The organism is Microbacterium sp. GQ128, from assembly GCF_059758615.1.
Window position 1 is genome coordinate 43,693 of record NZ_JCAXDY010000004.1, and the last position, 23,069, is coordinate 66,761.

Consider the following 23,069-nt stretch of genomic DNA (forward strand, 5'->3'; position numbering starts at 1 on the left):
AGGGCGATCGTCGGGCCGGCACCGCTCCGTGCCACTGTGCAAGCGTAATGCTGTGGCGCGCCGGGAGGTAACCCCGGCGGGCCGATCAGAGCAGTTCGGCCGTCTGGCGCGCGATCTGCAGTTCCTCGTCGGTGGGCACCACGAGCACCGCCACCGGAGAGGAATTCGTGGAGATGCGACGGATGCCCCGCTCCCTGACCTCGTTGCGGGCGGCATCCAGCTCCACACCGGCGAATCCGAGGGTCGCCATTGCGGCCGCCCGCACCGCCGCCGCGTTCTCGCCGACGCCGGCGGTGAAGGAGATGACATCCACTCCCCCGAGCTGCGCGATGTACGCGCCGGCGTAGGCGCGCAGGCGGTGCACGTACACGTCGAAGGCCAGCATCGCCGCGTCGTCTCCCGCCTCCACTCCGGCGAGGATGTCGCGCATGTCGCTGCGCCCGGTGAGACCGGCCAGGCCGCTGCGAGTGTTGAGCAGCGAGTCGAGGTCGTCGATCGAGAGGCCGGCACGACGCGACAGGTGCACGAGCGCCGCGGGGTCGAGGTCGCCGGAGCGGGTGCCCATGACCAGACCCTCGAGCGGGGTGAGTCCCATCGAGGTCTCGACCGAGCGACCGCCGTCGATCGCCGTCACGGATGCCCCGTTGCCGAGGTGGAACACGAGCTGTCGGAGGCTGCCGAGGTCGCGGCCGAGGAACGCTGCCGCGGCCTCGCTCACGTACTGGTGGCTCGTGCCGTGGAAGCCGTAGCGGCGCACCCGGTGCTCCGCGGCGAGCGCGGCATCGATCGCGTAGGTGTACGCGGCGGGCGGGAGCGTCTGGTGGAAGGCGGTGTCGAACACGGCGACGTGCGGCACCTGATCGAACACGGCGCGAGCGGCGCGGATGCCGGCCAGGTTCGCGGGGTTGTGCAGCGGCGCGAGCACCGCGAGCTCGTCGATCTGCCGCTCCACATCGGCGTCGATCAGCGTCGGGGCGTAGAAGCGGGCACCGCCGTGCACCACGCGGTGTCCGACGGCGACCGGGCGATGCTCCTCGAGCGACGGCCCGTGCGCGGCGAACTGCTCGCGCATGATCTCGAAGGCGGCGGCGTGATCGGCGATCGGGCGCTCATCGCGGTAGGTCGCATCGAGCATCGTCGGCATGGCCGTCCCGTCGGTCTCCGGACGGACGGTGTGCGCGACGGGACTGGCGTCCTGGCCGATGCGCTCGATGAGACCGCTCGCCAGCAGGTTCTCCTGCTCGATGTCGATCAGGCTGTACTTCAGCGACGACGACCCGCTGTTGATGACCAGGATCGCGCTCATGCCGAATCTCCCTGCGCCTGGATCGCGGTGATCGCGACGGTGTTGACGATGTCGGCGACCAGCGCGCCGCGGGACAGGTCGTTGATGGGCTTGTTGAGCCCCTGCAGCACCGGTCCGATGGCGACGGCACCGGCCGAACGCTGCACCGCCTTGTAGGTGTTGTTGCCGGTGTTGAGGTCGGGGAACACGAACACCGTCGCGCGCCCGGCCACGGCCGAATCGGGGAGCTTGGCCTTCGCGACCGCGGCATCCGCTGCCGCGTCGTACTGGATCGGGCCCTCCACCGGCAGCTCGGGCGCCCGCTCGCGCACGAGGGCGGTCGCGGCGCGTACCTTGTCGACGTCGGCGCCGGTGCCGGACTCGCCCGTCGAGTACGACAGCATCGCCACGCGCGGGTCGATGCCGAACTGACGGGCCGTCGTCGCCGAGGAGATGGCGATGTCGGCGAGCTGCTCGCTCGTCGGGTCGGGGATCACGGCACAGTCGCCGTACACGAGCACGCGGTCGGCGAGCGCCATCAGGAACACACTCGAGACGACGTTCACTCCCGGCTTGGTCTTGATGATCTCGAACGACGGACGGATGGTGTGCGCTGTCGTGTGCGCGGCGCCGGAGACCATCCCGTCGGCGAGGCCGAGGTGCACCATCATCGTGCCGAAGTACGACACATCGGTCACGGTGTCTGCCGCCTGGGCGAGCGTGATGCCCTTGTGGGCGCGGAGTCGCGCATATTCCGCGGCGAAGCGCTCGACCAGCTCGGGGTCGGTGGGGCTGAGCACCTGGGCCGCGGCGATGTCGACGCCGAGCTCGACGGCGCGAGCGCGGATGGATGCCTCGTCGCCCAGGATCGTCAGGTCGGCGACCTCTCTGGCCAGCAGAGTGGCGGCGGCACGCAGGATGCGGTCGTCTCCGCCCTCCGGCAACACGATGCGTCGGCGGTCGGCTCTGGCGCGTTCGATGAGTCCGTACTGGAACATCAGCGGCGTCACGACCCGCGACTCGGCGAGCCCGAGCTGCTCGGTCAGCTCGGCGATGTCCACGTGCGCCTGGAACAGGCCGAGCGCCCGGTCGTACTGGCTGCGGGAATCGGCGGAGATCCGGCCGCGGGCTCCCATCACCCGCACCGCGGTGTCGTACGTGCCCAGGTCGGTGGTGATGATCGGAACCGTCGACGCGAATCCGTCGAGCAGCTGCAGGATCGGCTCCGGCAGCGGGAAGGGGCCGTTCAGGATGATGCCGGCGATGCGCGGGAACGTGCCGGACGAGTCGGCCAGCAGCGCGGCGAGCAGAACCTCGGTGCGGTCGGCCGGGATCACCACGACCGCCTCCTCGGTGAGCCGCGGCAGCACGTTGACCATCGACATCCCCGCGACCACGATCGTCAGTGCCTCCGCCGCCAGGCGGTCGTCGTCGCCCTTGAGCAGCTCCCCGTCGACGGCCGAGAGGATGCCGCGGATCGAGGGGGCGACGAGGGCGCGGTCCTCCGGAATCGCCCACACCGGCGTCCGGTCGTCGTGCAGCACCGAGCGCACCGCAGCAATCACGGCCTCGAGTGCGTCGGGATCGGCCCGGTTCACGGCGACCGCGAACAGCTCGGCGCGCTCTGCCGCGAGCTCGGACAGCGCCAGTTCCGCGATCTGCCCGACGGCAGCGGCGGCGCGAGCGGTCGTCGTGCCCAGCTGCTCGGCCTGGCGCTGCTGATCGCGACCGCTGAGGACGAGCAGCACCGGGGCGCCGAGGTTGGCGGCGATCCGCGCGTTGAAGCCCAGCTCTGCGGGGCTGGCGACATCCGTGTAATCGCTGCCGATGATGACGACGGAGTCGCACTGCGCCTCGACGGCCTTGAACCGCGCGACGATCGTCGACAGCGCCGCTTCCGGATCGCTGCGCACGTCGTCGTAGGTGACGCCGATGCAGTCCTCGTAGTCGAGCTGCACGCCGTCGTGCGCCAGCATCAGCTCGAGGATGTCGTCGCGTTCGGTGACCGAACGTGCGATCGGGCGGAACACCCCCACCCGCGGCGACACACGCATCAGTGCGTCGAGCGCCCCGAGGGCGATCGTCGACTTTCCGGTATGGCCTTCGGCCGAGGTGATGTAGATGCTCTGCGCCACGGCTTCAGCTTAGGCGCGGCATCCGTGAACCCGCCCGGCGTCGTACCGGGACTATTGCTTCGGCATCACTCGCACGGCCCCGACAGCGCGTCGACGACCGCCGTGGCATCCGCCTGGAACTGCGAGTAGTAGTCGCGATCCATGTTGATCTGCACACGGTGGATCGCGTGCGAGGGCACCATGGCCTGCCAGCCGGGAAGCCGGCCGAGGCGGTCGAAGAACAGGGTCGCGGCGGTCGCGGGATCCATCCGCTGCTCGGCACTCCCCCACCAGTCCTGCTGCTGGAACAGTCCGATGCTCGTCGTGCGCGAGCCGTCGGGGTTGGTGAACCCGCGCGTCTCCCAGTCGCCGTAGTCGATGTTGCGGAGGCTGCTCTCGCCCATCGCCGTCATCACCCCGAGGATCTGTCCGTCGCGGTCGAAGCCGAGGCCGGCCGCCGTGCGCACGATCGTCGCCGCGTTCTCGAGCTGCTCCCCGCTCCATCCCTCGATGCCCGCCGCAGGGAACGTGCGCGGCTCGTCGATGCAGATCGGGGCCGGGTCGCGCGCGAGGCCGAGCGGGATGAGCACGAGAAGCCCGGCGGTGAACACGACGGCTCCGACGGACAGGAGCACACGCTGCAGGATCTTCCGGCGGCGGAGCCTGATCGCGGCCTGCCGACGCGCGCCCGGCTTCCGTCGCCTCCGCGTGTTCCCGCGCCTGGTCACGGGCCTCTTCGCCGCGGGCTTGCGTTTCGCACGAGGTGCCGCACGCCCCGGAGTCATGGGGCGAGGGCTCCGCGCTCTGTTCGCGGGCGGCGGCCGATCAGTGCAGCGATCGCGCCGCCGATCGCACCGAAGAGATGACCCTGCCAGGAGATGCCGTCGGCGACGCCGAACACTCCGGCGAGCATGGTGGCGCCGTACAGGGCGAGCACGATCAGCGCGATGACGGCGTAGAGGATCCGGTGGGCGACCCGGCCCGGCGCGAACACCCGCATCACGACGTACCCGAAGTAGCCGAACACGAGTCCGGAGGCGCCGACCGTCAGGGTTCCCGGCGCGTTGAACACCCAGGTGCCGATGCCGCCGACGATCGCGACGATGGCCGTGACCGCCCAGAACCGACGCGTGCCCTCGACCGCGACGAGGCAGCCGAGCACGAGGAACGGCACCGAGTTCGCGATGAGATGCTGCCAGTTCGCATGCAGGAGCGGACCGAGCACGATGCCGCCGAGGCCCGAGACATCCCACGACCGCAACCCGAAGCCGGTGAACGAACCGGGAAGGATCGCATCGGCGAACTGCACGACCCACATCGCGACGAGAAGGAGCACCGGCGAGGCGAATCGGCCGAGCGGATGCTGCGCCTTCGGCGGCTGGGTGACGGTCACCGGACGATTGTCGCAGGTGCAGCCGACGAACGGCTGGGCGGCGGGGAGGTCGTCACTGTGAGTGACATTCTACTGTGTAGCATTCAGCAGACGCACCCGCATCGGTGCATGTTCCAGTTCGCGCTCTCCTCCACGAAAGGACCGTCGATGTCGACGCCCTCTGCTCCCCTGAACCTCCGACGGTCCGTCTCGAACACGCTGAAGGGCTCGGCCGGCAATCTCGTCGAGTGGTACGACGTCTACGTGTATTCGGTGTTCGCCACCTATTTCGAGTCTCAGTTCTTCGACGAGGACGACCAGAACTCCACCGTCTACATCTGGGCGATCTTCGCGGTCACGTTCCTGATGCGCCCGGTCGGCGCCTGGTTCTTCGGGCGCTTCGCCGACCGCCACGGTCGCCGACTGGCCCTGACGATCTCGGTATCGCTCATGGCCGCGTGCTCGTTCGTCGTGGCGATCACGCCGACCGCTGCCAGCATCGGCGCTGGCGCGGCGGCCATTCTCGTGATCTGTCGGCTGATCCAGGGGTTCGCGACCGGAGGCGAGTACGGGACGAGTGCGACCTTCATGTCCGAGGCCGCGCTTCCGGGCCGCCGCGGGTTCCTCTCGTCGTTCCACTACGTCACTCTGGTGGGCGGGCATGTGCTGGCCCAATCCACGCTCCTCGCCATGGTCCTGACCTTGTCGTCGGCGCAGATCTCGGAGTGGGGATGGCGCATCGCGTTCGGCCTCGGCGGGGTCGCTGCGCTGGTCGTCTTCTGGCTCCGCCGCACGATGGACGAATCGCTCGACACGAGCACGATCGCAGCGGCGCGGTCCGGGTCGTCGCCCGCGGCGGGTTCGATGCGAGAGCTTCTCGTGCATCAGTGGCGACCGCTCTTGCTCTGCTTCCTGGTGACCATGGGCGGCACCGTCGCCTTCTACACCTACTCGGTCACCGGTCCGAACATCGTGAAGACCGCTTTCGCCGCCGGCGACGTGGTGACGGGGACGGTCATCAACCTCATCGCCCTGACGATACTGATGCTCCTGCAACCGGTCGGCGGCTGGCTCTCCGACATCGTCGGACGCAAAACCCTCCTCGTCTTCTTCGGCGTCGGCGGAGTGCTCTACACCTGGTTCCTGCTCGTCTTCCTCCCCCAGCAGACCTCGGCGATCTCGGCGTTCGCCATCCTCGTCGGCGGGTTCGTCATTCTCACCGGATACACCTCGATCAACGCCGTTGTGAAGGCCGAACTCTTCCCCATGCACATCCGCGCCCTGGGCGTGGGTCTCGGATACGCTCTCGCGAACTCCGTCTTCGGCGGCACCGCGCCACTGCTCTACACAGCAGCGACCGGTGCGGGAACGGTGGATCTGTTCGTCGCTTACGTGACGGTCGTGATCGGTGCTTCGCTGATCGTGTACGTGTTCTTCCTCAAGAACAGAGGACGCAACTGGCTCGACGATGCCGAGGAGCTGAACGCAGCGCACAGAAAAAGAAAGTGACTCTCCGCGCACCCAGCAGAGCCCGGTTACCCTTGCTGCGTTTCCGCCCTGGGGGAATTGGCCTGGATGCCGCCACGCGGAGAGCCGTCAACCATCCTAACCCGATGCAGCATGTGGTCTGAACCGTCGGCAGCTCCCCGCATCCTCTGGGGAACCTGCCAGAGCGATACCCCCGCCACAGGGTTACGATCGAGTAACGCGCACCGCAGCGCCGATGTGAGAGGGAACGCATGCCCGAGAACGCCCCCCTGGTCCCGGTGATGATCGACGCCGAGCGGTTCGCCGCGCAGACCTCAGCGATCCTCGGCTCCATCGGTCAGGTCATCGACGGCAAGCCGGATGCCGTGCGCAGCGCTCTCGTGTGCCTGCTCGCCGAGGGGCATCTGCTCATCGAAGACGTGCCCGGTGTCGGCAAGACGATGCTCGCCCGGGCACTCGCAGCGAGCGTGGACGCGACGGTGCGCCGCATCCAGTTCACGCCCGACCTGCTTCCCGGCGACGTCACCGGCGTCTCGGTGTACAACCCGGTCGATCGGGAGTTCGAGTTCAAGCGCGGTGCGGTGTTCGCCCACATCGTGATCGCGGATGAGATCAACCGCTCCTCGCCCAAGACGCAGTCCGCGCTGCTCGAGGCGATGGAGGAGGGTCAGGTGACGGTCGACGGTGCGACGCATCTGCTGCCGAAGCCGTTCCTGGTCGTCGCGACCCAGAACCCGCTCGAGATGGAGGGCACCTACGCCCTGCCCGAAGCGCAGCGCGACCGCTTCATGATGCGCATCTCGATGGGCTACCCGGACGCCGCAGCCGAAGCTCTCATGCTCCGCCAGCGCGATGTCGTGAGCCCGCTGGCCGCGGTGACACCCGTCGCCGATGCGGCATCCATCTCACAGCTCATCGCGTGGGCGCGCTCCGTCCACGTGGCTCCTGCGCTCGAGGAGTACACGGTCGCCCTGGCACAGTCGACCCGCTCCGACCCGAACCTCCACCTCGGGGCGAGCCCCCGGGCGACGCTGCAACTGATCCGGGCGGCGAAGGTGTGGGCCGCCCTCGACGGACGCGACTTCGTCATCCCCGATGACATCACCGCGCTGCTGATCCCCGTGCTGGCGCACCGCCTGCTTCCCGCGCGCGGCGCCCACCGTGCGGGAGCGCAGCCCGTCGAGGCCGCGCTGAGCCAGATCGTCGAACGGGTGCGCGTGCCCGTCGCGACCCGTTCCTGACCGAGACCCTCATGCGACGACGCCGATCCCTCACCAGCCGCGGCGCCGGTGCGCTCATCGCCGCGCTGTGCTGCATGATCGCCGCCAACGTGCTCGGCGCCCGCATCCTGCTCTACATCGGGGTGCTGCTCGCCACCCTCACCCTCTTCTCGCTCCTCGCCGTCCGCCTCCCCCGCCGATCCGGGACGGTCACGCGTCAGATCTCCACCGATCTGCTGACGGTGTCGGAGACCTCGCGGGTCACGGTGCGCTTCACCTTGCGCGCCCTCCGCGTACCGCGAGGGCTGTGGCACGACGTGCTGCCCGACGCCGTCACCGGCGACTCCGGCGGCGAGTACCCGGCAGAGAAGGGTCAGCTCAGCTACCTGATCACCGGCGTACGACGCGGCGTCTGGCCGCTGGGGCCGCTCATGCTGCGCACGGTGGATCCGTTCGGGCTGGCCCAGCGCGAACAGTCGTTCGGCGACACCCGCAGCATCACCGTCGTGCCCGAGGTCTTCGCCCTCGCGCCTCTCGCGGTGCGGGTCGGGGCCGCCGGCGGAACCGCGCACACCTCCTCGACGAGGCTCGGGCAGGGCAGCGACAACCTGTCGCCGCGGGGTTACATCCCCGGCGACTCGATGCGCCGCATCCACTGGCGGGCGACCGCGCACCGCGGGCAGCTCATGGTGCGGCAGGAGGAGGAGGAATCGAGCCCCGACGCGGTCGTCGTGCTCGACCGCAGCAGCCGCCACTGGGACGCGCCGGGCGTCGACGCCGATCCGGCCTTCGAAGCCGCCGTGTCCCTGTGCGCATCCTCCGCCATCCATCTCGCGGGCGAGGGTTACAGCGTCGACGTGATCGACGGCGCGGGAACCCTGCTCGGCGCTCTGCGCGGGCACGAAGACGACCGCGACGGTCTGCTCGTGGCGCTGGCGATGGTGACGCCCCGGGGTGAGAGCCGGGATCTCGCGTCGCTCATCGGCGGGACGCCTCCGGGCCCGCTGGTCTACATCACCGGGCGCCTCGACGAGGAGGATGCCGCGCTGCTGCGTCCGGCGGGAGCCACTGCTCCGATGCTGTTCAGCACCGAACTGCTGCCCGGCGCCGTCGAGGCCTCCGCGCCGCACGGCTGGACCGTCGTCGAGCTCGGAGGGGACATCGCCGAGGCGTGGGAGGATGCCGTCTCGGCGCGGATCGGAGTCGGCGATGTTCCGCGCTGAGCAGTCGCCCCCGACCGCGGCCGCCCCCGCGCCCACCGCGCCGCAGTGGCACCGCGACCGCGACGAGAGGGAGGGCGTCGTGGGGCCCGGGGTGCTCGCGGCCGCGGCGACACTCGTGGCGACGTGGCCGTACACGTCGGTCATCTCTCCGGGCACCTGGTCGGGCACGGTCCTCGTCGTGGTCATCGTCGTGGCCGGGACGGGCATGCTGTTGCGCCACCTCCTGCGCCGGCGGGCGGCATGGGTGCAGGACACCGGCACCCTCCTCGTTCAGATCCTCGTGGCCATCGGCGTCGTGACGCTGCTCGTCGCGGGTGACACCGCGATCTTCGGAGTGATCCCGACGCCCACCACCATCGCGGTGTTCGGGGCTCTCGGAGCCGCCGCCTTCGAGGAGGTGGCGTTCGGTTCCGCACCGCTCGATGCCTCGCCCGGGCTCGCCGCCACGATGGGCGCGGGCTTCGCGATCGTCGCGATCCTCGTCGATCACCTCGTGGCGCACCGGTCGGCCGTGCTGGCGGCGCTGCTGACCGGAGCCATCGGCGCGGTGCCGATGATCATCACCCTCGGTGACACCAACGTGGTCTGGTTCGTGCTCTACGGCGTGATGGCCCTGCTCCTCTTCCGGTACACCGCGCGCCGGCATCCGGAATCGCCGCGGCGGTCGTCGACCTCGCTCGCTGTTGCGATCGGAGCCGCCGCGCTCGTCACGACCGTCGCCATCGCCCCCGCGCTGCCCGTCGCCACCAGCATGGCCGGCACCGGCGTCGGCGTCACGGTCGATGCGTCGCTCCGGCTCGGCGACGATCTGCGTCAGCCGAACCCGGTCGAGGTGCTGACCGTGGCGGCGGACGGCGACACGGCGCCCTATCTCCGGCTGACGACGCTCTCCCGATTCGACGGACGCGTCTGGCAGCCGGACCGGGGCGATCTGCAGTCGCAGGACGACGGCTTCGGCGCCCCCGAGTGGAGCGAGGAGATCGCGACGGAGGAGCAGAACACCTCCATCCGGGTGCTGCGCATGTCGAGCTCGTGGCTTCCGGTGCCGTACCCCGCCACCGAAGTGCAGGGCCTCAGCGGCTCGTGGCGGGTCTCTCCCGACAACCGCACGCTCTTCTCCCGCAGCGCGGATGCCGTCGGCAACGACTACACCGTCACCTCGTCCCGGCTGATCCCGACGCTCGAGCAGATCCGCGCGATCGACGCGGCCGCACCCGTCGTGGACCCCGACGCCGAACCGGTTGAGCTGCCGGGCATCATCGCCGAGACGGCCACCGACGTGACCGCGGCCGCGAGCACCGACTACGACCGACTCGTGGCTCTGCAGAACTGGTTCCGCTCGCAGTTCGCGTACTCCCTCGAGACGCCGGTGCAGGACGGCTTCGACGGCACCGGCGCCGACGCCGTGGCGCAGTTCCTCGAAGCGCGCCAGGGGTACTGCGTGCACTTCGCCGGAGCGTTCGCGCTGATGGCCGAGAGCCTGGGGATGCAGGTGCGCATCGTCGTCGGCTACCTGCCGGGGTCGCTCACCGACGAGAAGCGCGGCGCGGAGTCGGTCTTCTCGGTGACCAGCGATCAGCTGCACTCCTGGCCGGAGGTGCTCTTCCCCGGAGTCGGTTGGGTTCCGTTCGAGCCGACCGCTTCGCTGGGCGTGCCGACCGCGTTCCGCGCGGGAGTGTCGCAGGGCGGTGGACCCGGAGATCCTTCCGTCCCCGTGCCCACCACGGCCCCGCAGAGCGAGGAGACCTCGGGGCCGGAAGTGGACCGCGAGGATGCCGGCGGAGACTCCGCGGACGGCGGTGCACAGCGCAGCCTGGATACGACACCGGTCATGCTCACGGCACTCGGAGTCGTCGTGCTGCTCCTGCTGCCGGCGCTCATCCGCGTCGTCGAGCGCCGCGGCCGTCTGAGCCGAGCGCGCGACGGGGACCCCGCCGCGGCCTGGGCCGAGCTCCGCGACACCCTGATCGACCTGCAGCTGGACGTGTCCGACGCCGAGACACCGCGCGTGCGTGCGGCGGGGCTCGTGCGGGAGCGTCACGTCGACGCGGCGGCGATGCGGCGACTCACGGATGCCGTCGAGCAGTCCAACTACGCCCGCTCCGGTGAGGCATCGGCTGACCTCTCCGAGCCGCTGCGCGTGGTCCTGGGGCAGTTGCGCGCCAGCGTCGACCGACCGACCCGAGTGCGCGCCGCGCTGCTGCCGCGCTCGCTGTACGCGCCACGGGCCGCCGAGCCGGGTGCCGCGGTCTGACGGCGGTCCGCCGCGAGGCGGGGGCTGGTGGGTGCCGTTCAGGCGGCGTGCGCCGAGCAGGGCACGGCGACGCAGGCCTCGCACACCACGAACTGCGAGCGGCACGAGAGGTCGGGGCAGTTGGCGGTGCGCTTGGTGGGCGCCCCGCACCCGACGCATTCGCCGATGACGCGGGCATGGTCCGAGAAGTCGACCGAGCCCCGGCCGTCGAACACATAGAGCGACCCGTCCCAGAGTCCGTCGTCGCCGTACTTCTCGCCGTACCGGACGATGCCGCCCTCGAGCTGGTAGACCTCGCCGAAGCCGCGCGCCGTCATCAGGCTCGACAGCACCTCGCAGCGGATCCCGCCGGTGCAGTAGGTGACCACTGGCTTGCCCTTGAGGTCGTCGTAGGCACCGGAGTCGAGGAGCTGCACGAAATCCCGGGTGGTCTCGGTGTCGGGCACGACCGCGCCGCGGAAACGCCCGATCTGCGCCTCGAGGGCGTTGCGGCCGTCGAAGAACACCACGTCGTCGCCGCGCTCCTCGATCAGCCCGTGCAGTTCCTCGGGGGTGAGGCGCGTCCCTCCACCGACGACGCCGTGTTCGTCGACCCGCAGCTCGCCGGGGGCCCCGAACGACACGATCTCGTCGCGCACCTTGACGCTGAGCTTGGGGAAGTCGAGGCTGCGGCCCTCGGCATCCAAGCCGGTCCCCTCGCTCCACTTGATGTCGGCGTCCGCGAACGGCGCGTACGAGCGGAAGGAACGGAGCCACTTCTTGAGGACCGTGATGTCGCCGCCCAACGTGCCGTTGATCCCGTCCTTCGAGATGAGCAGTCGTCCGCGCAGCCCGAGCGCCTCGCCGAGATCGCGCTGCCAGACGCGCACGGCGTCGGGGTCGGCGAGGGGCGTGAACGCATAGAAGAGGACGATCTTGGGGGTTGCCACCCAGGAATCCTACGTCGGGGATAGGCGGTGGGTGGAACTCGCTCAGAGCCGCTACTTCACGTCGCGCTTCAGGAACGCCACGGCACCGGCCGCGAGCGCCACCACCACCCACCCTGCTGCCACCAGCACGGCCAGGGAGGTGTCGAGGGCGTCTTCCGGTGCCAGTCCCACGGTGGTGAGGTCGAACTGAAACGCCTCGAGCATCGCGAGCAGCGGGAAGTAGGCAGCGCCGACGCTCCAGAACGGCGCGACCAGCAACGCCACCGCCATGGACATGGAGGCGACGAACAACGCCACCAGATGGGCCTGGATGACGATCCCCAGCCCCAGACCCCAGAGGCTGGCGACAGCACCGAGCGCGACGGCGGTCCCGACCGATGACCACTGCACCGGGATGCCGCCCATGGCGATCGTGAGCGCAACGTGACCTCCGACGACGCCCGCGAGCGCGACGACCGCCCCACCCAGGGCGGAAGTGGGCAGCCGGACGAGGAGGATCGCCCAGCGAGGCTGCAGCATCAGCCGCTGCGCGATGACACCATCTCGCCGGTCGACGGTGTATCGGAACGAGCCGTAGACAGCGGCGAGAACTGCTCCATAGGTCGTGAGCACGGCCGCGAAGGGCGCGATGAGCGCCTCGCGAGCATCAGCAGGGGCGTCCGCGAACTCCGGCGGGATGTTCGTCGCAAGGGAGAGCGACACCACGATCGCCGCCACCGCGCTCCAGAGGAGGACGACGTCAGACCTGAAGCTGCGGGCCTGTGCTCGGAGAGCCCGCCGGATCACGCGACCGCCCTTCGCCGTCGGTGCCATGCGAGTGCGACGAGGCCGAGAGTCCATGCGAGCGCGACGCCGAGGGCAGGCACGAGCTCGAGCAGTCGGTCCTGGTATCCGGGAACGCTCAGCGCGGCGAGAGCCAACCCGGGCGAGAACCTCGCCACCTCGGGCACGTTGCGCAGCAGCGCGAACTCGACCGCCATCGGAACGGCGAGCACGAGTGCCGCAGTCACGTAGTAGTTACGGGTGATCCAGCCGATGGCGCCTCCCACGAGGGCGCCGAGCACCGCCCCCAGCAGAGCGCCTGCGTACATGCGCCAGGCATCCGTCGTGAGCGCAAGCACCAGTCCGTCTTGGATCAGGACGAAATGAACGCCCACGGTCCACAGCACCATGATGCAAGAAGACAGTGCGACGGCGACGAGGGCACCGGCCACGAGCTTCCCGGTGAACACTCGACGGAAGCCGACTCCGGTGAGTGTCCGGTCCATCGAGCCGTAGTAGTACTCACGGGTGACACCGTATGCCCCGACGAACGCCGCAGCGACGGCGGACCAGGCGAGCGGCTCCAGGAGCCGGACGGTCGCCGCACCGGCATCGAGGCCGGCGAGATCGAAGCGGGAGCCGTCGGAGAAGAGCACGAACAGAGGCATGAGGATCGCTATGAAGTACACCGGCAGAATAGAGAGTCCGCTCACCGCACGCAGCACTTCGCTTCGAATGGCGCTTCTCATGCGGGTGCTCCTTCGACGAGGTCGAAGTACTTGCTCTCGAGCGAGTCGCCGTCACTCGTCACGAGGTCGCCGAGCCGTCCGGCGTACAGCGCGCGCCGCTTGATGACGACGACCTCATCCACGACCTGTTGCAGTTCGGGCAGTTGATGACTGGCGATCAAGCCGGTGCCGCCGCTGTCCGCGAAGCCGCGGAGGAACCGCCGGAGCCACCGGATGCCGTCGGGGTCCAGCCCGTTCGCCGGCTCGTCCAGGATGAGAGTCCGGGGCGAACCGATGAGAGCAGCAGCGAGTCCGAGCCGCTGGGCCATTCCCGTCGAAAAGGTCTTCACGCGGCGACGCGCATCTGCTGCGAGTCCGACCACCTCCAGCACCTCGTCGACCCGGTCGGGTGATGCGCCCGCCGCGACTCGGGATATCTCCAGATGCCTTTTCGCGGTGATACCCAGCTCGAACCCGAACCCGTCCATGTGGACGCCGACGTGCGATGCGGGGTTGTCGAGTGCGGTGAACGGCGCACCATCGATGAGGCTGTCGCCGCTGGTCGGCGCGAGCAGGCCCACGATGCTGCGCAGAGTCGTCGACTTGCCCGCGCCGTTGGGACCGAGCAGACCGACGATGGAACCGCGCGGCACAGCGAAAGACAGCGCTTCGACGGCCGTCCGCTTCCCGTATCGCTTCGTGAGTGCTCGGACTTCGATTGCATGATCGTTCATCTTGATCCTCTTCCTACTTCTCGCTCGGGTGGGCCGACAGCCGGCAGCCAGCAGCCGTCGCAAGAGTGCGACGCGTGGGAGGCCGGAGCGATAGCCGGCGGCAGTCGTCGACCCGGTGAAGGTTATCCGCGGTGCGGATGCGCTGGGACTCATCCACTACCTCTGTGGAGAAGCAAATCGGCGGACGGCGGCGTGAACCGGATCGATGAGTTCCGGGTATTCGCCTGCCATCGCGCGCGCCATCATGCGCGAAGCCTGGAACACGAGTCCGATCTGCCCGGACGCCGAGAGCAAGTCGCTCTCGAAACGCTCGAGGATCGTTGCGGCCACCTTCGGAACCAGCAGCGAATGCAGATAGAGACCGGCGATGTCGCTGCCTATCGGCGCATTCCCCCAGGCCTCCCAGTCGATCAGAGCGAACTCCGGCGCGAACAGGTTCGCCCAGTGCAGGTCTCCGTGCGACGTCGCCCATACGGCGCGGGAGAGATCGAAGCGCCGACCAAACAGCACATGGCTCCTATGCGCGATCGATTCCGCTGTCGTACTCGCCCGATTCGTCGGATGCGCGGCGAGCACCGCGAGGTTCTCCTCGAGGGCCGACCACCATCGCTCATCCAACGAAAGATCCTCGCGGAGTTCGGGCGTCGTGGAGCAGGCGCTTCCCGGAAGGAGTTCCATCAGTTCGGCGCGGATGCACGCGGCCCCTTCCTCCCAATCGTGCACGGCGAGCACCCGCGGTCGCCGGATTCCCCGCAGCTTCCCCGCATCGGTGTTACCGTTCCACCATTCCCCGCGCGCCAGCTCCTTGCGGGCGACGACCACTCGCAGCCATGCGAGATCTCCGCGGGAGTCGCCCACCTTGACCCCCGCGGTCCTTCCTTGCCAACCGAAGAGCGGGACGCCGACAACAACGCGCTCGAACCGATCCGCCGCACGCATCAGGGCTGCGGTCAGCAGCGGTGCAGGACGGAGATCCGCGGCGTTCGCCATCATGCGCTTGCTCCCTCGAAGACGACCCGCAACGGCTCGATCACGAGGACATCGAGGAGGAACACACCTGCCGGACATTGGCGGCCTATGCCGATGTCCGCCGCGCCGGCCGGCGGTAGGGGACCGGACGATTCGACATCCCGGAGGGGAATGCCCCATCCCGCCATCGTCGAATCGGGAGCGGACACCGGAGCGATCGCCGTCAGATCGACATCGACGTCGCGGCCGCTGCCACCCACGACGCCCGTGCCGATCTCGGGTCGAAAGACGATGCCGTTTCTCGACAGGCGGACTCGATCTCCTCGATGCACCGGTTCGAAGAGGGACTGAGTGCCGGCCACAAGAAGAACCTCGTCACCGCGCTTCATGAACCCCGCATGCACCGCGACCTGCACCGGCGCGAGAAGAACGACGGCGACGACGATGAATGCCACGCCGGAGCCTGCCGCGGAGCGCCAGAACCCGGGGCGCCTGCGCAGACCTGCGGCGAAGAACCCTGCGATCCGGCGCGCCATGACGAAGAGGAAGGTGACGACGAGGGCGAGATATGTCAGCGCCATCCACCGCCCCATACCCAGGAACGCCGGCTGCAAGCGGATGGAAGCCCAGACGAAGAGCAGGATGGGGAAGAGAACGCACAATGCTCCGAACACGACGAGCGCTGGCGAGCTCCGCGGGGCATCCAGGGGCGCCCTCCCACCGAACAGGAGTCGCACCGATGCGCTCCGCGCGGCTGCCACGGCATTCGCGCGCAGGTACGGGGTATCAGTGATGGCCACCAGCGCCAGGTAGCCGTCGAGCTTGAGGAAGGGGATCAGGTTTGCGACCACGGCGACCGCGCACGCCGATCCGTAGAGGACGAGGAACGCACGTGGTCCCGGCGTATCGACGACCAGCAGGATCGTAAAGGCCGCCGCGGCCAGGACCAGGTGCAGGGCAGGTCCCGCGAGTGCGACGGCTGCCCGTCGCCGCCGCTCGCCTATCCGCCACCCGTCCGTCACGTCGCAGAAGAACGCGGGCATCAGGTACAGCAGCATGAATCCCATGCGAGAGGGGCGCCCGCCCATCGCAGCCAACGTCACTGCATGACTCAACTCATGCAGGCACCCGGTCAGGACGATCGCAAGAAGAATTCCGGGAAAGAGGCCGACCGGCACGGGAGCGGCGAGCACGCCGAAGATCGAGGCGAAGTCGACGGCCACCGAGAGGACGGCGAGGACTAGCAGAACGCCGACCGCGACCGCGCACGCGGCAACGAACCCGCGGTGTCGAAACGGACGGGCGAGCATCCGGGCGAGCGGCGACGGGTCGAAGATCATCCATTGAAGGGTCAGCGGTGCGCGGAAGCTGAAGCGGGTGTGGGGTCGGCGGGCGCCGCGCCGGGTGCCGTGAGCTCGACGTCCCCGGTCGGTTTCGTGCGGACCGTCGGTGCGGAGAAGACTGGCGTCCGCGAGGGCGTCCACCACGGTGAGCGCTTGCGCCGAATCCGCCACCACCCCTGCCGAACGAACGGCCTCGCGCAGTGAGCGCCGTCCGTCCAAGAGCCGCGCGACCCGCGCGAAGTCCTCGCCGACTCGGGCGCGCGGAACCGCATCGACCGCGATCACCCACGGCGCCCCGTCCGCCAGTGGCGGATCCACAGTGACCCCAGTCGCCAGCTCTGGCCGCAGAGCATCCCAGGACCGCACGTCCGATGTCTCGCTCAGCATGCCGCGTACCCCGCGATCCGCAACGCACCGTCAACCTCACTATCCTCGACGCCGATCGATCCGATGGGGACGAGGCCGACGGCCGCCAGTTCCGCATCGAGCTGCTCCTCGGAGATGAGGAAGACCGTGGAACCGAAGGCAGTGACCTCGAGCGCGCCGTCGTCACCGCGGGCCACGCGGAGCGCCAAGACTTCCCTCGTATACGCCTCCGCGTCGACGACATCGCTGAGGACGACCACCGCGGGGCGGTCGCCGGATAGTGGTACAACACGGGTGGAGGTCACGCCTGCGCGCAGCGGTGACGCGTGGACGGTCACGAAGAACCTCCCGTCCGAGTCCAGATGCCTCTTCACGGACTCGAACAACGCCTGCCGACCGCGACGATCCAGCAGCGATATCGAGGTCGCTGCGAGGACGATCGCGCCGAACCGGCGGTCGAGCTCGAAGCTCCGCATGTCGGCGATCAGCGTCGTGAGGGTGACATGGCGTCGCGATCCAGGAAGGCGATCGTACCGGGCGCGAAGCATGCGGATCATCTCCGGAGAGAGGTCGAGGCCCACGACAGGACGGCCGAGTGCGAGCAGGGGCAAGGTGAGTCGTCCGCCTCCGCAGGCGAGCTCGAGGATGTCGCCTCTTGTCCGCGAGAGACATCGCAGAAGCTCCTTCCGCTCCGAGCCGTCGAACTCGGCGATCTCCTCGTACAGCTGCGATCCTGCGACGGAGTAAAGGTCCGCCGGCTCTCGTCCACCCGTCAGAAGCGTGGCCAGGAGATGCGGGGCTGTCTTCCGAGGGGTGGCGCTGACCATGATCTGTCTCCTTTTCCGAATCGGGTGAACGGGTGCTCGAGGTGCGGCCGGTTCCGCACGATGGGTGGACGGCCGCGATCACGACCGTCCACCTCGGTCACGTGGCGAGCCCGACGAGCGCGACTCCGAACGTGATGATGTTGAAAGCCCATTCCTCGGGACTCATCGGTGCGTCGGCCTCGTCGAGTTCCTCGAACCACAGGCCGGGCGACTTCGCGTCCATTCGTCACCCCCCTTCATTGGTCGATGAATATGCTCATGGTGGAGTCAGGTGGCTACGGCGATGACCGCGAGCACGATCGCCAGCTTGAGACCGACGTAGAAGTCGGAATCAGGAGCATCCATTCCTTCGATCTCTTCGAATCGAAGCTGCGGAGAAAGTTCCATCCGGTTACCTCCTCTCTGGTATCGGGTTCTGAACGACGGGTCGTGGGCCTCAGGTGAGGAACACGACGCCTGAAACGATGCCGAGACCGGACCACATGCCCCACCAGAACGTGTCAGCGCTCGGGGCGTCCGCCGCTTCGATCTCTTCGAAGGCGAGCTCGCCTTCCCATTTCCTGTTCATCGATTCACCCCCTTTCATTTCCGTGACATCGGCTTGTCGAGCGGCGCTCTCGCGAACGCCGCCACGTAGATCGAGACGATTTCTGTTTCAGTGAGTCCGGGCAGCGCCGGACGCCCGTCAGCCCAGATCTCGAAGCACCTCCGCGCGGCGGCGATGACCAGATCCGCCGCGAGGGACGGGACCTCGATGCCCCAGCGGCGCCCCCATGCCACCGCCCCGCGCACCGGATCGCCGGGAAGGTCGAGCCGTCCGGCGACGATCTCCCACAGCCGCCGGAGGCGTCCCGCATCACCGAGGCGGCCATCGCCGTCGAGGATCCGCTGCCAGATCGCGGGGAGCAGACCGAGGGTGATCGGCACCTTGCGGGCGCCGGCCGCTGAGGAGAGCTCGTTGGCCAGGTACCAGTGCTTGGCACCGAACGGCGATCGCCCCACCAATGTCCACCCGGTGTGAGTCTCAGCCGAGGCCAGCATCAGGCTCTCGCGAAGCGGCTCGTCGAAACCCTCGCGGATACCGAGGTCGGCGAGGCCCGCGACGCGGAACACCAGTTCCTCCGCCGCGAGGTCCGGAACTCTGCGCGGAGGGCTGCCGACGTACCCCCCGATCACGCGGAGCAGGATCTCCGCGACCCCCTCCCGTACGGCACCGTCGTCGAGGGATCGGGTGAGCGCGGCGTCGAGCACCATGACGTCGGCGCGCATCAGGCCACCGACGACGAGCCGACGTGCATGGTGCGCGCGGTCGTCGAGCAGACAGGCGACAGCGCTCGCCTCCGAGCCGGTTCCCAGGGTTGTCGGGATCAGGGTGAGCTTCGGCGTGCCTCGCCCCCAGGCGTCCGGCACCATCGATACGCCGAACGTGTGGGCGCCGTGCCGCGCCGTGCGATAGGACGATGCGCTGAGCAGGCGGAGACGCAGCAGCTTCGCCGCATCCATGACCGACCCCCCGCCGATCGCGACGACATCGTCGTGGGCAGGCGCTCGCGAGCGTCCACCAGTGTTCGCGGCGACGTCAGTCCGCAGTACGTCGGCGCACGTCCGCTCCAGAAGGTCATGCTGGGACTCGGTCTCAGGATCGAAACGAAAGACGTGCCGCATGCGGATTCCCAGCTGCGGATGCCGATCGTGGACGTGCGCGTCGATGAGCATGAGGCCGCCGGCGCTCGAACCCGAGCGCGGTGTCATCCGCGCCGCAGACCCGACGCCCACCACCATTCGCGGAGTCCCTCCATGGGTGAGCAGCGGCGTCAGGCCAGCACCGGCGCTCACGCGGCATTCCCCGCGTTCAACGCCTCGAGGATCGCGTCGGTGGCTCGATCCAGATCGGCCGGGGTCGAGACTGCAGCGGGGATCAGCTGCACCCCGGACGGTCCGGGGTGCACCAGGACGCCGTGCCGACGGGTCCGCTCGACGAGATGCAGGACTTCTTCGCGCGATATCCCCTGCCCGGTAAGAGCCTCGGCAATGTGGAGAGCTCGGAAAGCACCCCGCCCGTGCACGCCGAGGACCCGCGGATTCTCAAGCAGCCGCTCCTGGACACGATCGAGCTCGACCGAAACCGACCGCAACAGCTCGTCGGCGCCCATCGCCTCGAAGAGATCGAGCGTGGCGATGATCGCCGCGCAACTGGCTGGCGTCCCCGCCTGGGTCTCACCGTGGACGAGCAGGGCGTCGCGCTGGTGAAAGGCCGAGGCGACGCGTTCATTCACCGCGACCGCGGATGCCGGACACGCCCCGTTCGTCAACGCTTTGGACATCACGAGCACATCCGGATGCTCCGACCACTCGCTCGAAGCGAAACGCGTGCCCGTACGCCCGAACCCGGTTGCGACCTCGTCCGCGACGAGGAGGAACCCGTGATGTTCTCGCAGGCGCTGCATCGCCTGCAGGAAGTCCGCGGGCACCTCGAACGCTCCCGTACCCAGCACCGGTTCGATCACGACCGCGGCGATCCGAGCGCCCTCGCGTCGGAACAACGACTCCAGAGCAGCCCCGCCATCGTCGAAGGGCACGTGCCGCACGTCTCGCCCATCCACTCCGTAGAGCGCCTGACCGAGATCCTCACCGCCCAGCGCGTGGGCTCCGAAAGTGAGCCCGTGGTAACTCCCGCGGAGGCCCACCACGACGCGCCTCTGCGCCCCGCCCTCGATTGACCAGTACTGCCGACAGAGCTTCATCGTCAGATCGTTGGCCGCCCCACCGGAGGTCGCGAAGAGCACGCGGGAGAACGGCATCCGGGTGAATTCGATCAGCCGCTCGGCGGCGTCTTCGGCGTAGACGTGCGATCTGCGGAAGAGCGTGAGATAGGACGCGTCGCGCAGTGCGCGGGCGACAGCCTCGGAGATCTCCTCGCGACCGTATCCGAGCGGCACGTTCCACAAACCGCTGGTGGCGCAATACGTCTCAAGCCCGTCGGCGAAGACCACACGCGTCCCGCGGGCCGAGACGGCCCAGTCCGACGGAGGCGGTTCTTCGCTCGGACGCATCAAGAAGGTCCAGGATCGGGACATCATGACTGCTCGCTTTCTGATGTCTCCACGTCCACGCCGACCGCAGCGAGCCTGATGCGCAGATCGTCGAGCTTGGCGTCCAGATTTGATCGGGAGAGCCCCGCCGCACTCGCGGTGGCGACTGCCTCGTGTCGGGAGGACGACTCGAGAAGGGAATCGACCGCGATCGCCGACTCGCGATCCAATTGAAACCGTCGTCCGGACTCCGCCACGAGCCGGTACTCGTCGTCGCGCCAGATGATCAGGTGTGCCGATCTACGGCCTCCGGGACCACCCTCCGGCGTCGTGAGACGATCGCCGAACCCCGAAATCGTCCACGTCTCCCCGTCGTCGCCACCCACGACGCGCAACGCCGCCAAGTACTGACGGATCCATGGACGCGCCGCGAGTCGCTTCTCGAGGGCGACCCCGGCGATCTCGGGCTCTCGGTCCGATCGCAGCACGACCGACGCCGGCTGATCTCGGAGGTCGGCTGTGGCGACGGATCCGACGACGGCACCGCCGAGACGATATCGAACGGACGCAGCGGTAGGGATCGAGAGTCGATCGATTGCCACCGCAGTCCCTCGGATCGCTGCGTCGACGGCGACGCGGTCGCACAGCACCGTCGAAAGGGACGCGAGTTGAGGTATGAACACGCCTGTCGTGCGCGCCTCCTCGGCGTCCTCGATGAGCGCGCTCCACGAGGCGGAGGTCGTGCAGGCGACGATCGTCGGACGCGTGATCGGCGTGAAGGGAAGAGCCAGGTAGTCCTTCAGCTCGATCTCATAGCCGCTCCCGATGTGCATCACGTCGCCCGGTTCGTCGAAGCGTCCGTCGAAGGTGAGCACCTGGTCGCGGTCGACACCATCGGGGAGCGTGCTGTCACCGGACGGGGCCAGGTACACATCAGCAGCGCTGCCCCGACCGGCGAAACCTCCGAAATCCTCGAGAGTTCCGCACAGCATCACGCGGCCGGATGCGCCGCGCGAGTCACCTGTCGCCCATCGGAAGATCGTCGCCGAAAGGCGCTTCTCTTGTGAGGGCGCAGAGCCGCCAGCACTGCCGTCTTTCATTCGCCGCTCCGTTCAGCTCGCTGCCTGCTGATGCGCTTCTGCTCATGCCATGGGTCGCGAAACGCGAAGCCGATGTTCAGAATCCCGCCGAGTATGCAGATGACCCCGCCCACGTAGCCCTCGATCTGCCTGTCTGCCCCCGTGAGAATCACCGCCGCGTTCACGAGCAGGATCACGCCGACGACGAGCACCCACTGCCGGTCCCGCGTCATGCTCCATCCCGCCGCATCGCCGTGAGGTCGAGCCCTGCCGCCGCGAATCTGTCTCGCAGCTCGCGCACCAACGGAGTCACACTGCTCACCCGGCGCCCGAGTTCGATCGCAAGCAGTGCCGCGGCCTCCGACTCGTCAGACGTGGCGATCAGACATTCGGCCGCCCTCGCGGCATCGACGGTGAGACGTAAGTGTCTGCGGTTGATCCGATCGACCAGGACGTATTCATCGCCGTCCCCCGTGACGAGGAAGGGAGCGCGTGCCGACAGCGCCGCGGGGTACGACCCGCCCTCGTCGAGCGCCGCGACAAGGTGGCCACCGAAGCCGGAAATGGCGGGGCGCTCGGGCGCTCTGCCCCAGAGTCGCAGCAGGTCGAGAGCGGCCAGATAGCGCTCGAACCACGGGCGGTCGTCAAGGTCCGCCTCGAGGACACACGGGTCGACGATCCCGGCGAACGATCGGCCGCGCCCCGCCCTCGACGCTGCCTCCGACTCGACGTCGGCCCGTTCCTCCCCCACTTTCCCGAGGAGAAGCCCATCGGGTCCGTCTCGATACTCACCCCGACGCGTGACGTGGATTCGTACAAGAGAATCGCCGACGGAGTCAGCCGGGAGAAAGGAGTCCCGGGAATCCAACTGCACGTCGGCACTCAGGAGCTGCCCGACGAAGGCCCCGGACTCCCACGCCGTGTCGGCATCGCTGAGGAAGGCGGCGATGGCTGCTGCCGAGCGCTGCCGGACGACGGTCGGTCCGACGACGGAGAGGAACGGGAGGGCGATGTAGTCCTGCAGCTCGAAGGTGTGTCGTCCGTTAAGGGTGATCTCGTCGCCAGGCTCCATGTAAGAACCGTCGTATCCGATGGTCCGGGGATCCGCATGTGGGGCGAGGGCGGCGGCGGGGGCGATCACGACGTCGCAGGGCTCTGCCACACGAAGCACTTCGTCGAGGTGGTCTCCGGATTCGAGAAAGAACACCGCACCCTCGACGATCCCCCGCCTTCCGGTGACGTACTGCTCGAAAGCGGTCGCCGTGCGGTGGCCGGGCCGTGACGCCGTGGTCGAGCTGTATTGCATGTTTCCCCCAGAAGCACGAATCCCGTTTGAAGATGATC

At 68.7% G+C, this 23,069-nt stretch carries 23 protein-coding genes and 1 other RNA gene; 4 read left to right on the forward strand and 20 right to left on the reverse strand.

The window, feature by feature from the left end; translation table 11 throughout:
* Positions 1–85: 85 nt before the first annotated feature.
* The 4 genes from AC6CHX_RS13600 to AC6CHX_RS13615 all read right to left on the reverse strand — a co-directional run bounded on the left by AC6CHX_RS13600 (position 86) and on the right by AC6CHX_RS13615 (position 4,792).
* Positions 86–1,306 (reverse strand): acetate/propionate family kinase, encoded by a 1,221-nt coding sequence (locus AC6CHX_RS13600; RefSeq protein ID WP_498273245.1) that lies wholly within the window; start codon positions 1,304–1,306, stop codon positions 86–88.
* On the reverse strand, positions 1,303–3,420 hold the full coding sequence (gene pta, locus AC6CHX_RS13605) for a phosphate acetyltransferase (RefSeq protein WP_498273246.1): 2,118 nt from the start codon (positions 3,418–3,420) through the stop codon (positions 1,303–1,305). Before pta ends, AC6CHX_RS13600 begins: the two co-directional genes overlap by 4 nt.
* A gap of 65 nt (positions 3,421–3,485) precedes the next feature.
* Entirely contained in the window at positions 3,486–4,127 is a 642-nt protein-coding gene (locus tag AC6CHX_RS13610) for a hypothetical protein (protein ID WP_498273247.1), read from the reverse strand.
* Between the two features lie 53 nt (positions 4,128–4,180).
* Positions 4,181–4,792 carry a rhomboid family intramembrane serine protease gene (locus AC6CHX_RS13615; protein WP_498273248.1) on the reverse strand — a complete coding sequence of 204 codons (612 nt, stop codon included), beginning with the start codon at positions 4,790–4,792 and terminating at the stop codon, positions 4,181–4,183.
* 147 nt (positions 4,793–4,939) lie between these two features.
* On the opposite strand from AC6CHX_RS13615, the gene AC6CHX_RS13620 reads away from it, so the two are divergent.
* Positions 4,940–6,280, forward strand: coding sequence for an MFS transporter (locus AC6CHX_RS13620; RefSeq protein WP_498273249.1), 1,341 nt, complete (start codon positions 4,940–4,942; stop codon positions 6,278–6,280).
* On the opposite strand, the gene ffs is transcribed toward AC6CHX_RS13620, so the two are convergent.
* An RNA gene (gene ffs, locus AC6CHX_RS13625) (signal recognition particle sRNA small type) lies at positions 6,273–6,369 on the reverse strand. The genes AC6CHX_RS13620 and ffs overlap by 8 nt on opposite strands.
* A gap of 141 nt (positions 6,370–6,510) precedes the next feature.
* Here ffs and AC6CHX_RS13630 point away from each other — a divergent pair.
* Genes AC6CHX_RS13630 through AC6CHX_RS13640 form a run of 3 tightly spaced genes read left to right on the forward strand, consistent with a single transcriptional unit; the run spans position 6,511 to position 10,956 of the window.
* Positions 6,511–7,500: an AAA family ATPase gene (locus tag AC6CHX_RS13630; protein WP_136040742.1), complete on the forward strand. Its 990-nt coding sequence runs from the start codon at positions 6,511–6,513 to the stop codon at positions 7,498–7,500.
* Between the two features lie 11 nt (positions 7,501–7,511).
* Positions 7,512–8,702 (forward strand): DUF58 domain-containing protein, encoded by a 1,191-nt coding sequence (locus AC6CHX_RS13635; protein ID WP_498273250.1) that lies wholly within the window; start codon positions 7,512–7,514, stop codon positions 8,700–8,702.
* On the forward strand, positions 8,689–10,956 hold the full coding sequence (locus AC6CHX_RS13640) for a transglutaminase TgpA family protein (RefSeq protein ID WP_498273251.1): 2,268 nt from the start codon (positions 8,689–8,691) through the stop codon (positions 10,954–10,956). Before AC6CHX_RS13635 ends, AC6CHX_RS13640 begins: the two co-directional genes overlap by 14 nt.
* 38 nt (positions 10,957–10,994) lie before the next feature.
* Here AC6CHX_RS13640 and trhO read toward each other — a convergent pair whose 3' ends face one another.
* The 15 genes from trhO to mpaB all read right to left on the reverse strand — a co-directional run bounded on the left by trhO (position 10,995) and on the right by mpaB (position 23,031).
* Positions 10,995–11,885 (reverse strand): oxygen-dependent tRNA uridine(34) hydroxylase TrhO, encoded by an 891-nt coding sequence (gene trhO, locus AC6CHX_RS13645; RefSeq protein WP_498273252.1) that lies wholly within the window; start codon positions 11,883–11,885, stop codon positions 10,995–10,997.
* A gap of 51 nt (positions 11,886–11,936) precedes the next feature.
* Positions 11,937–12,671, reverse strand: a complete 735-nt coding sequence (locus AC6CHX_RS13650) for a hypothetical protein (RefSeq protein WP_498273253.1) — start codon at positions 12,669–12,671, stop codon at positions 11,937–11,939.
* Positions 12,668–13,396: an ABC transporter permease gene (locus tag AC6CHX_RS13655; protein ID WP_498273254.1), complete on the reverse strand. Its 729-nt coding sequence runs from the start codon at positions 13,394–13,396 to the stop codon at positions 12,668–12,670. The genes AC6CHX_RS13650 and AC6CHX_RS13655 overlap by 4 nt, the downstream gene beginning before the upstream one ends.
* Positions 13,393–14,109 (reverse strand): ATP-binding cassette domain-containing protein, encoded by a 717-nt coding sequence (locus AC6CHX_RS13660; RefSeq protein WP_498273255.1) that lies wholly within the window; start codon positions 14,107–14,109, stop codon positions 13,393–13,395. Before AC6CHX_RS13660 ends, AC6CHX_RS13655 begins: the two co-directional genes overlap by 4 nt.
* Before the next feature lie 156 nt (positions 14,110–14,265).
* Positions 14,266–15,102 (reverse strand): protein kinase family protein, encoded by an 837-nt coding sequence (locus tag AC6CHX_RS13665; RefSeq protein WP_498273256.1) that lies wholly within the window; start codon positions 15,100–15,102, stop codon positions 14,266–14,268.
* Positions 15,099–16,808, reverse strand: a complete 1,710-nt coding sequence (mpaP, locus tag AC6CHX_RS13670) for a daptide biosynthesis intramembrane metalloprotease (protein WP_498273257.1) — start codon at positions 16,806–16,808, stop codon at positions 15,099–15,101. The genes AC6CHX_RS13665 and mpaP overlap by 4 nt, the downstream gene beginning before the upstream one ends.
* Positions 16,802–17,614 carry a daptide-type RiPP biosynthesis methyltransferase gene (gene mpaM / locus AC6CHX_RS13675; protein WP_498273258.1) on the reverse strand — a complete coding sequence of 271 codons (813 nt, stop codon included), beginning with the start codon at positions 17,612–17,614 and terminating at the stop codon, positions 16,802–16,804. The genes mpaP and mpaM overlap by 7 nt, the downstream gene beginning before the upstream one ends.
* 97 nt (positions 17,615–17,711) lie before the next feature.
* Positions 17,712–17,837, reverse strand: coding sequence for a hypothetical protein (locus AC6CHX_RS13680; protein WP_498273259.1), 126 nt, complete (start codon positions 17,835–17,837; stop codon positions 17,712–17,714).
* Positions 17,838–17,881: 44 nt separating this feature from the next.
* Complete coding sequence (locus AC6CHX_RS13685; RefSeq protein WP_498273260.1) at positions 17,882–18,001, reverse strand: daptide-type RiPP; 120 nt, start codon at positions 17,999–18,001, stop codon at positions 17,882–17,884.
* A 49-nt stretch (positions 18,002–18,050) separates the two neighbouring features.
* Positions 18,051–18,182 (reverse strand): hypothetical protein, encoded by a 132-nt coding sequence (locus AC6CHX_RS13690; RefSeq protein WP_498273261.1) that lies wholly within the window; start codon positions 18,180–18,182, stop codon positions 18,051–18,053.
* 14 nt (positions 18,183–18,196) lie between these two features.
* On the reverse strand, positions 18,197–19,450 hold the full coding sequence (locus AC6CHX_RS13695) for an iron-containing alcohol dehydrogenase (RefSeq protein WP_498273262.1): 1,254 nt from the start codon (positions 19,448–19,450) through the stop codon (positions 18,197–18,199).
* Positions 19,447–20,694: a daptide-type RiPP biosynthesis aminotransferase gene (gene mpaD / locus AC6CHX_RS13700; protein WP_498273263.1), complete on the reverse strand. Its 1,248-nt coding sequence runs from the start codon at positions 20,692–20,694 to the stop codon at positions 19,447–19,449. Before mpaD ends, AC6CHX_RS13695 begins: the two co-directional genes overlap by 4 nt.
* Positions 20,691–21,746, reverse strand: coding sequence for a hypothetical protein (locus AC6CHX_RS13705; protein ID WP_498273264.1), 1,056 nt, complete (start codon positions 21,744–21,746; stop codon positions 20,691–20,693). The genes mpaD and AC6CHX_RS13705 overlap by 4 nt, the downstream gene beginning before the upstream one ends.
* Positions 21,743–21,958: a hypothetical protein gene (locus AC6CHX_RS13710; protein ID WP_498273265.1), complete on the reverse strand. Its 216-nt coding sequence runs from the start codon at positions 21,956–21,958 to the stop codon at positions 21,743–21,745. Before AC6CHX_RS13710 ends, AC6CHX_RS13705 begins: the two co-directional genes overlap by 4 nt.
* Positions 21,955–23,031 (reverse strand): daptide biosynthesis RiPP recognition protein, encoded by a 1,077-nt coding sequence (gene mpaB, locus AC6CHX_RS13715; protein WP_498273266.1) that lies wholly within the window; start codon positions 23,029–23,031, stop codon positions 21,955–21,957. The genes AC6CHX_RS13710 and mpaB overlap by 4 nt, the downstream gene beginning before the upstream one ends.
* Between the last annotated feature and the right edge of the window lie 38 nt (positions 23,032–23,069).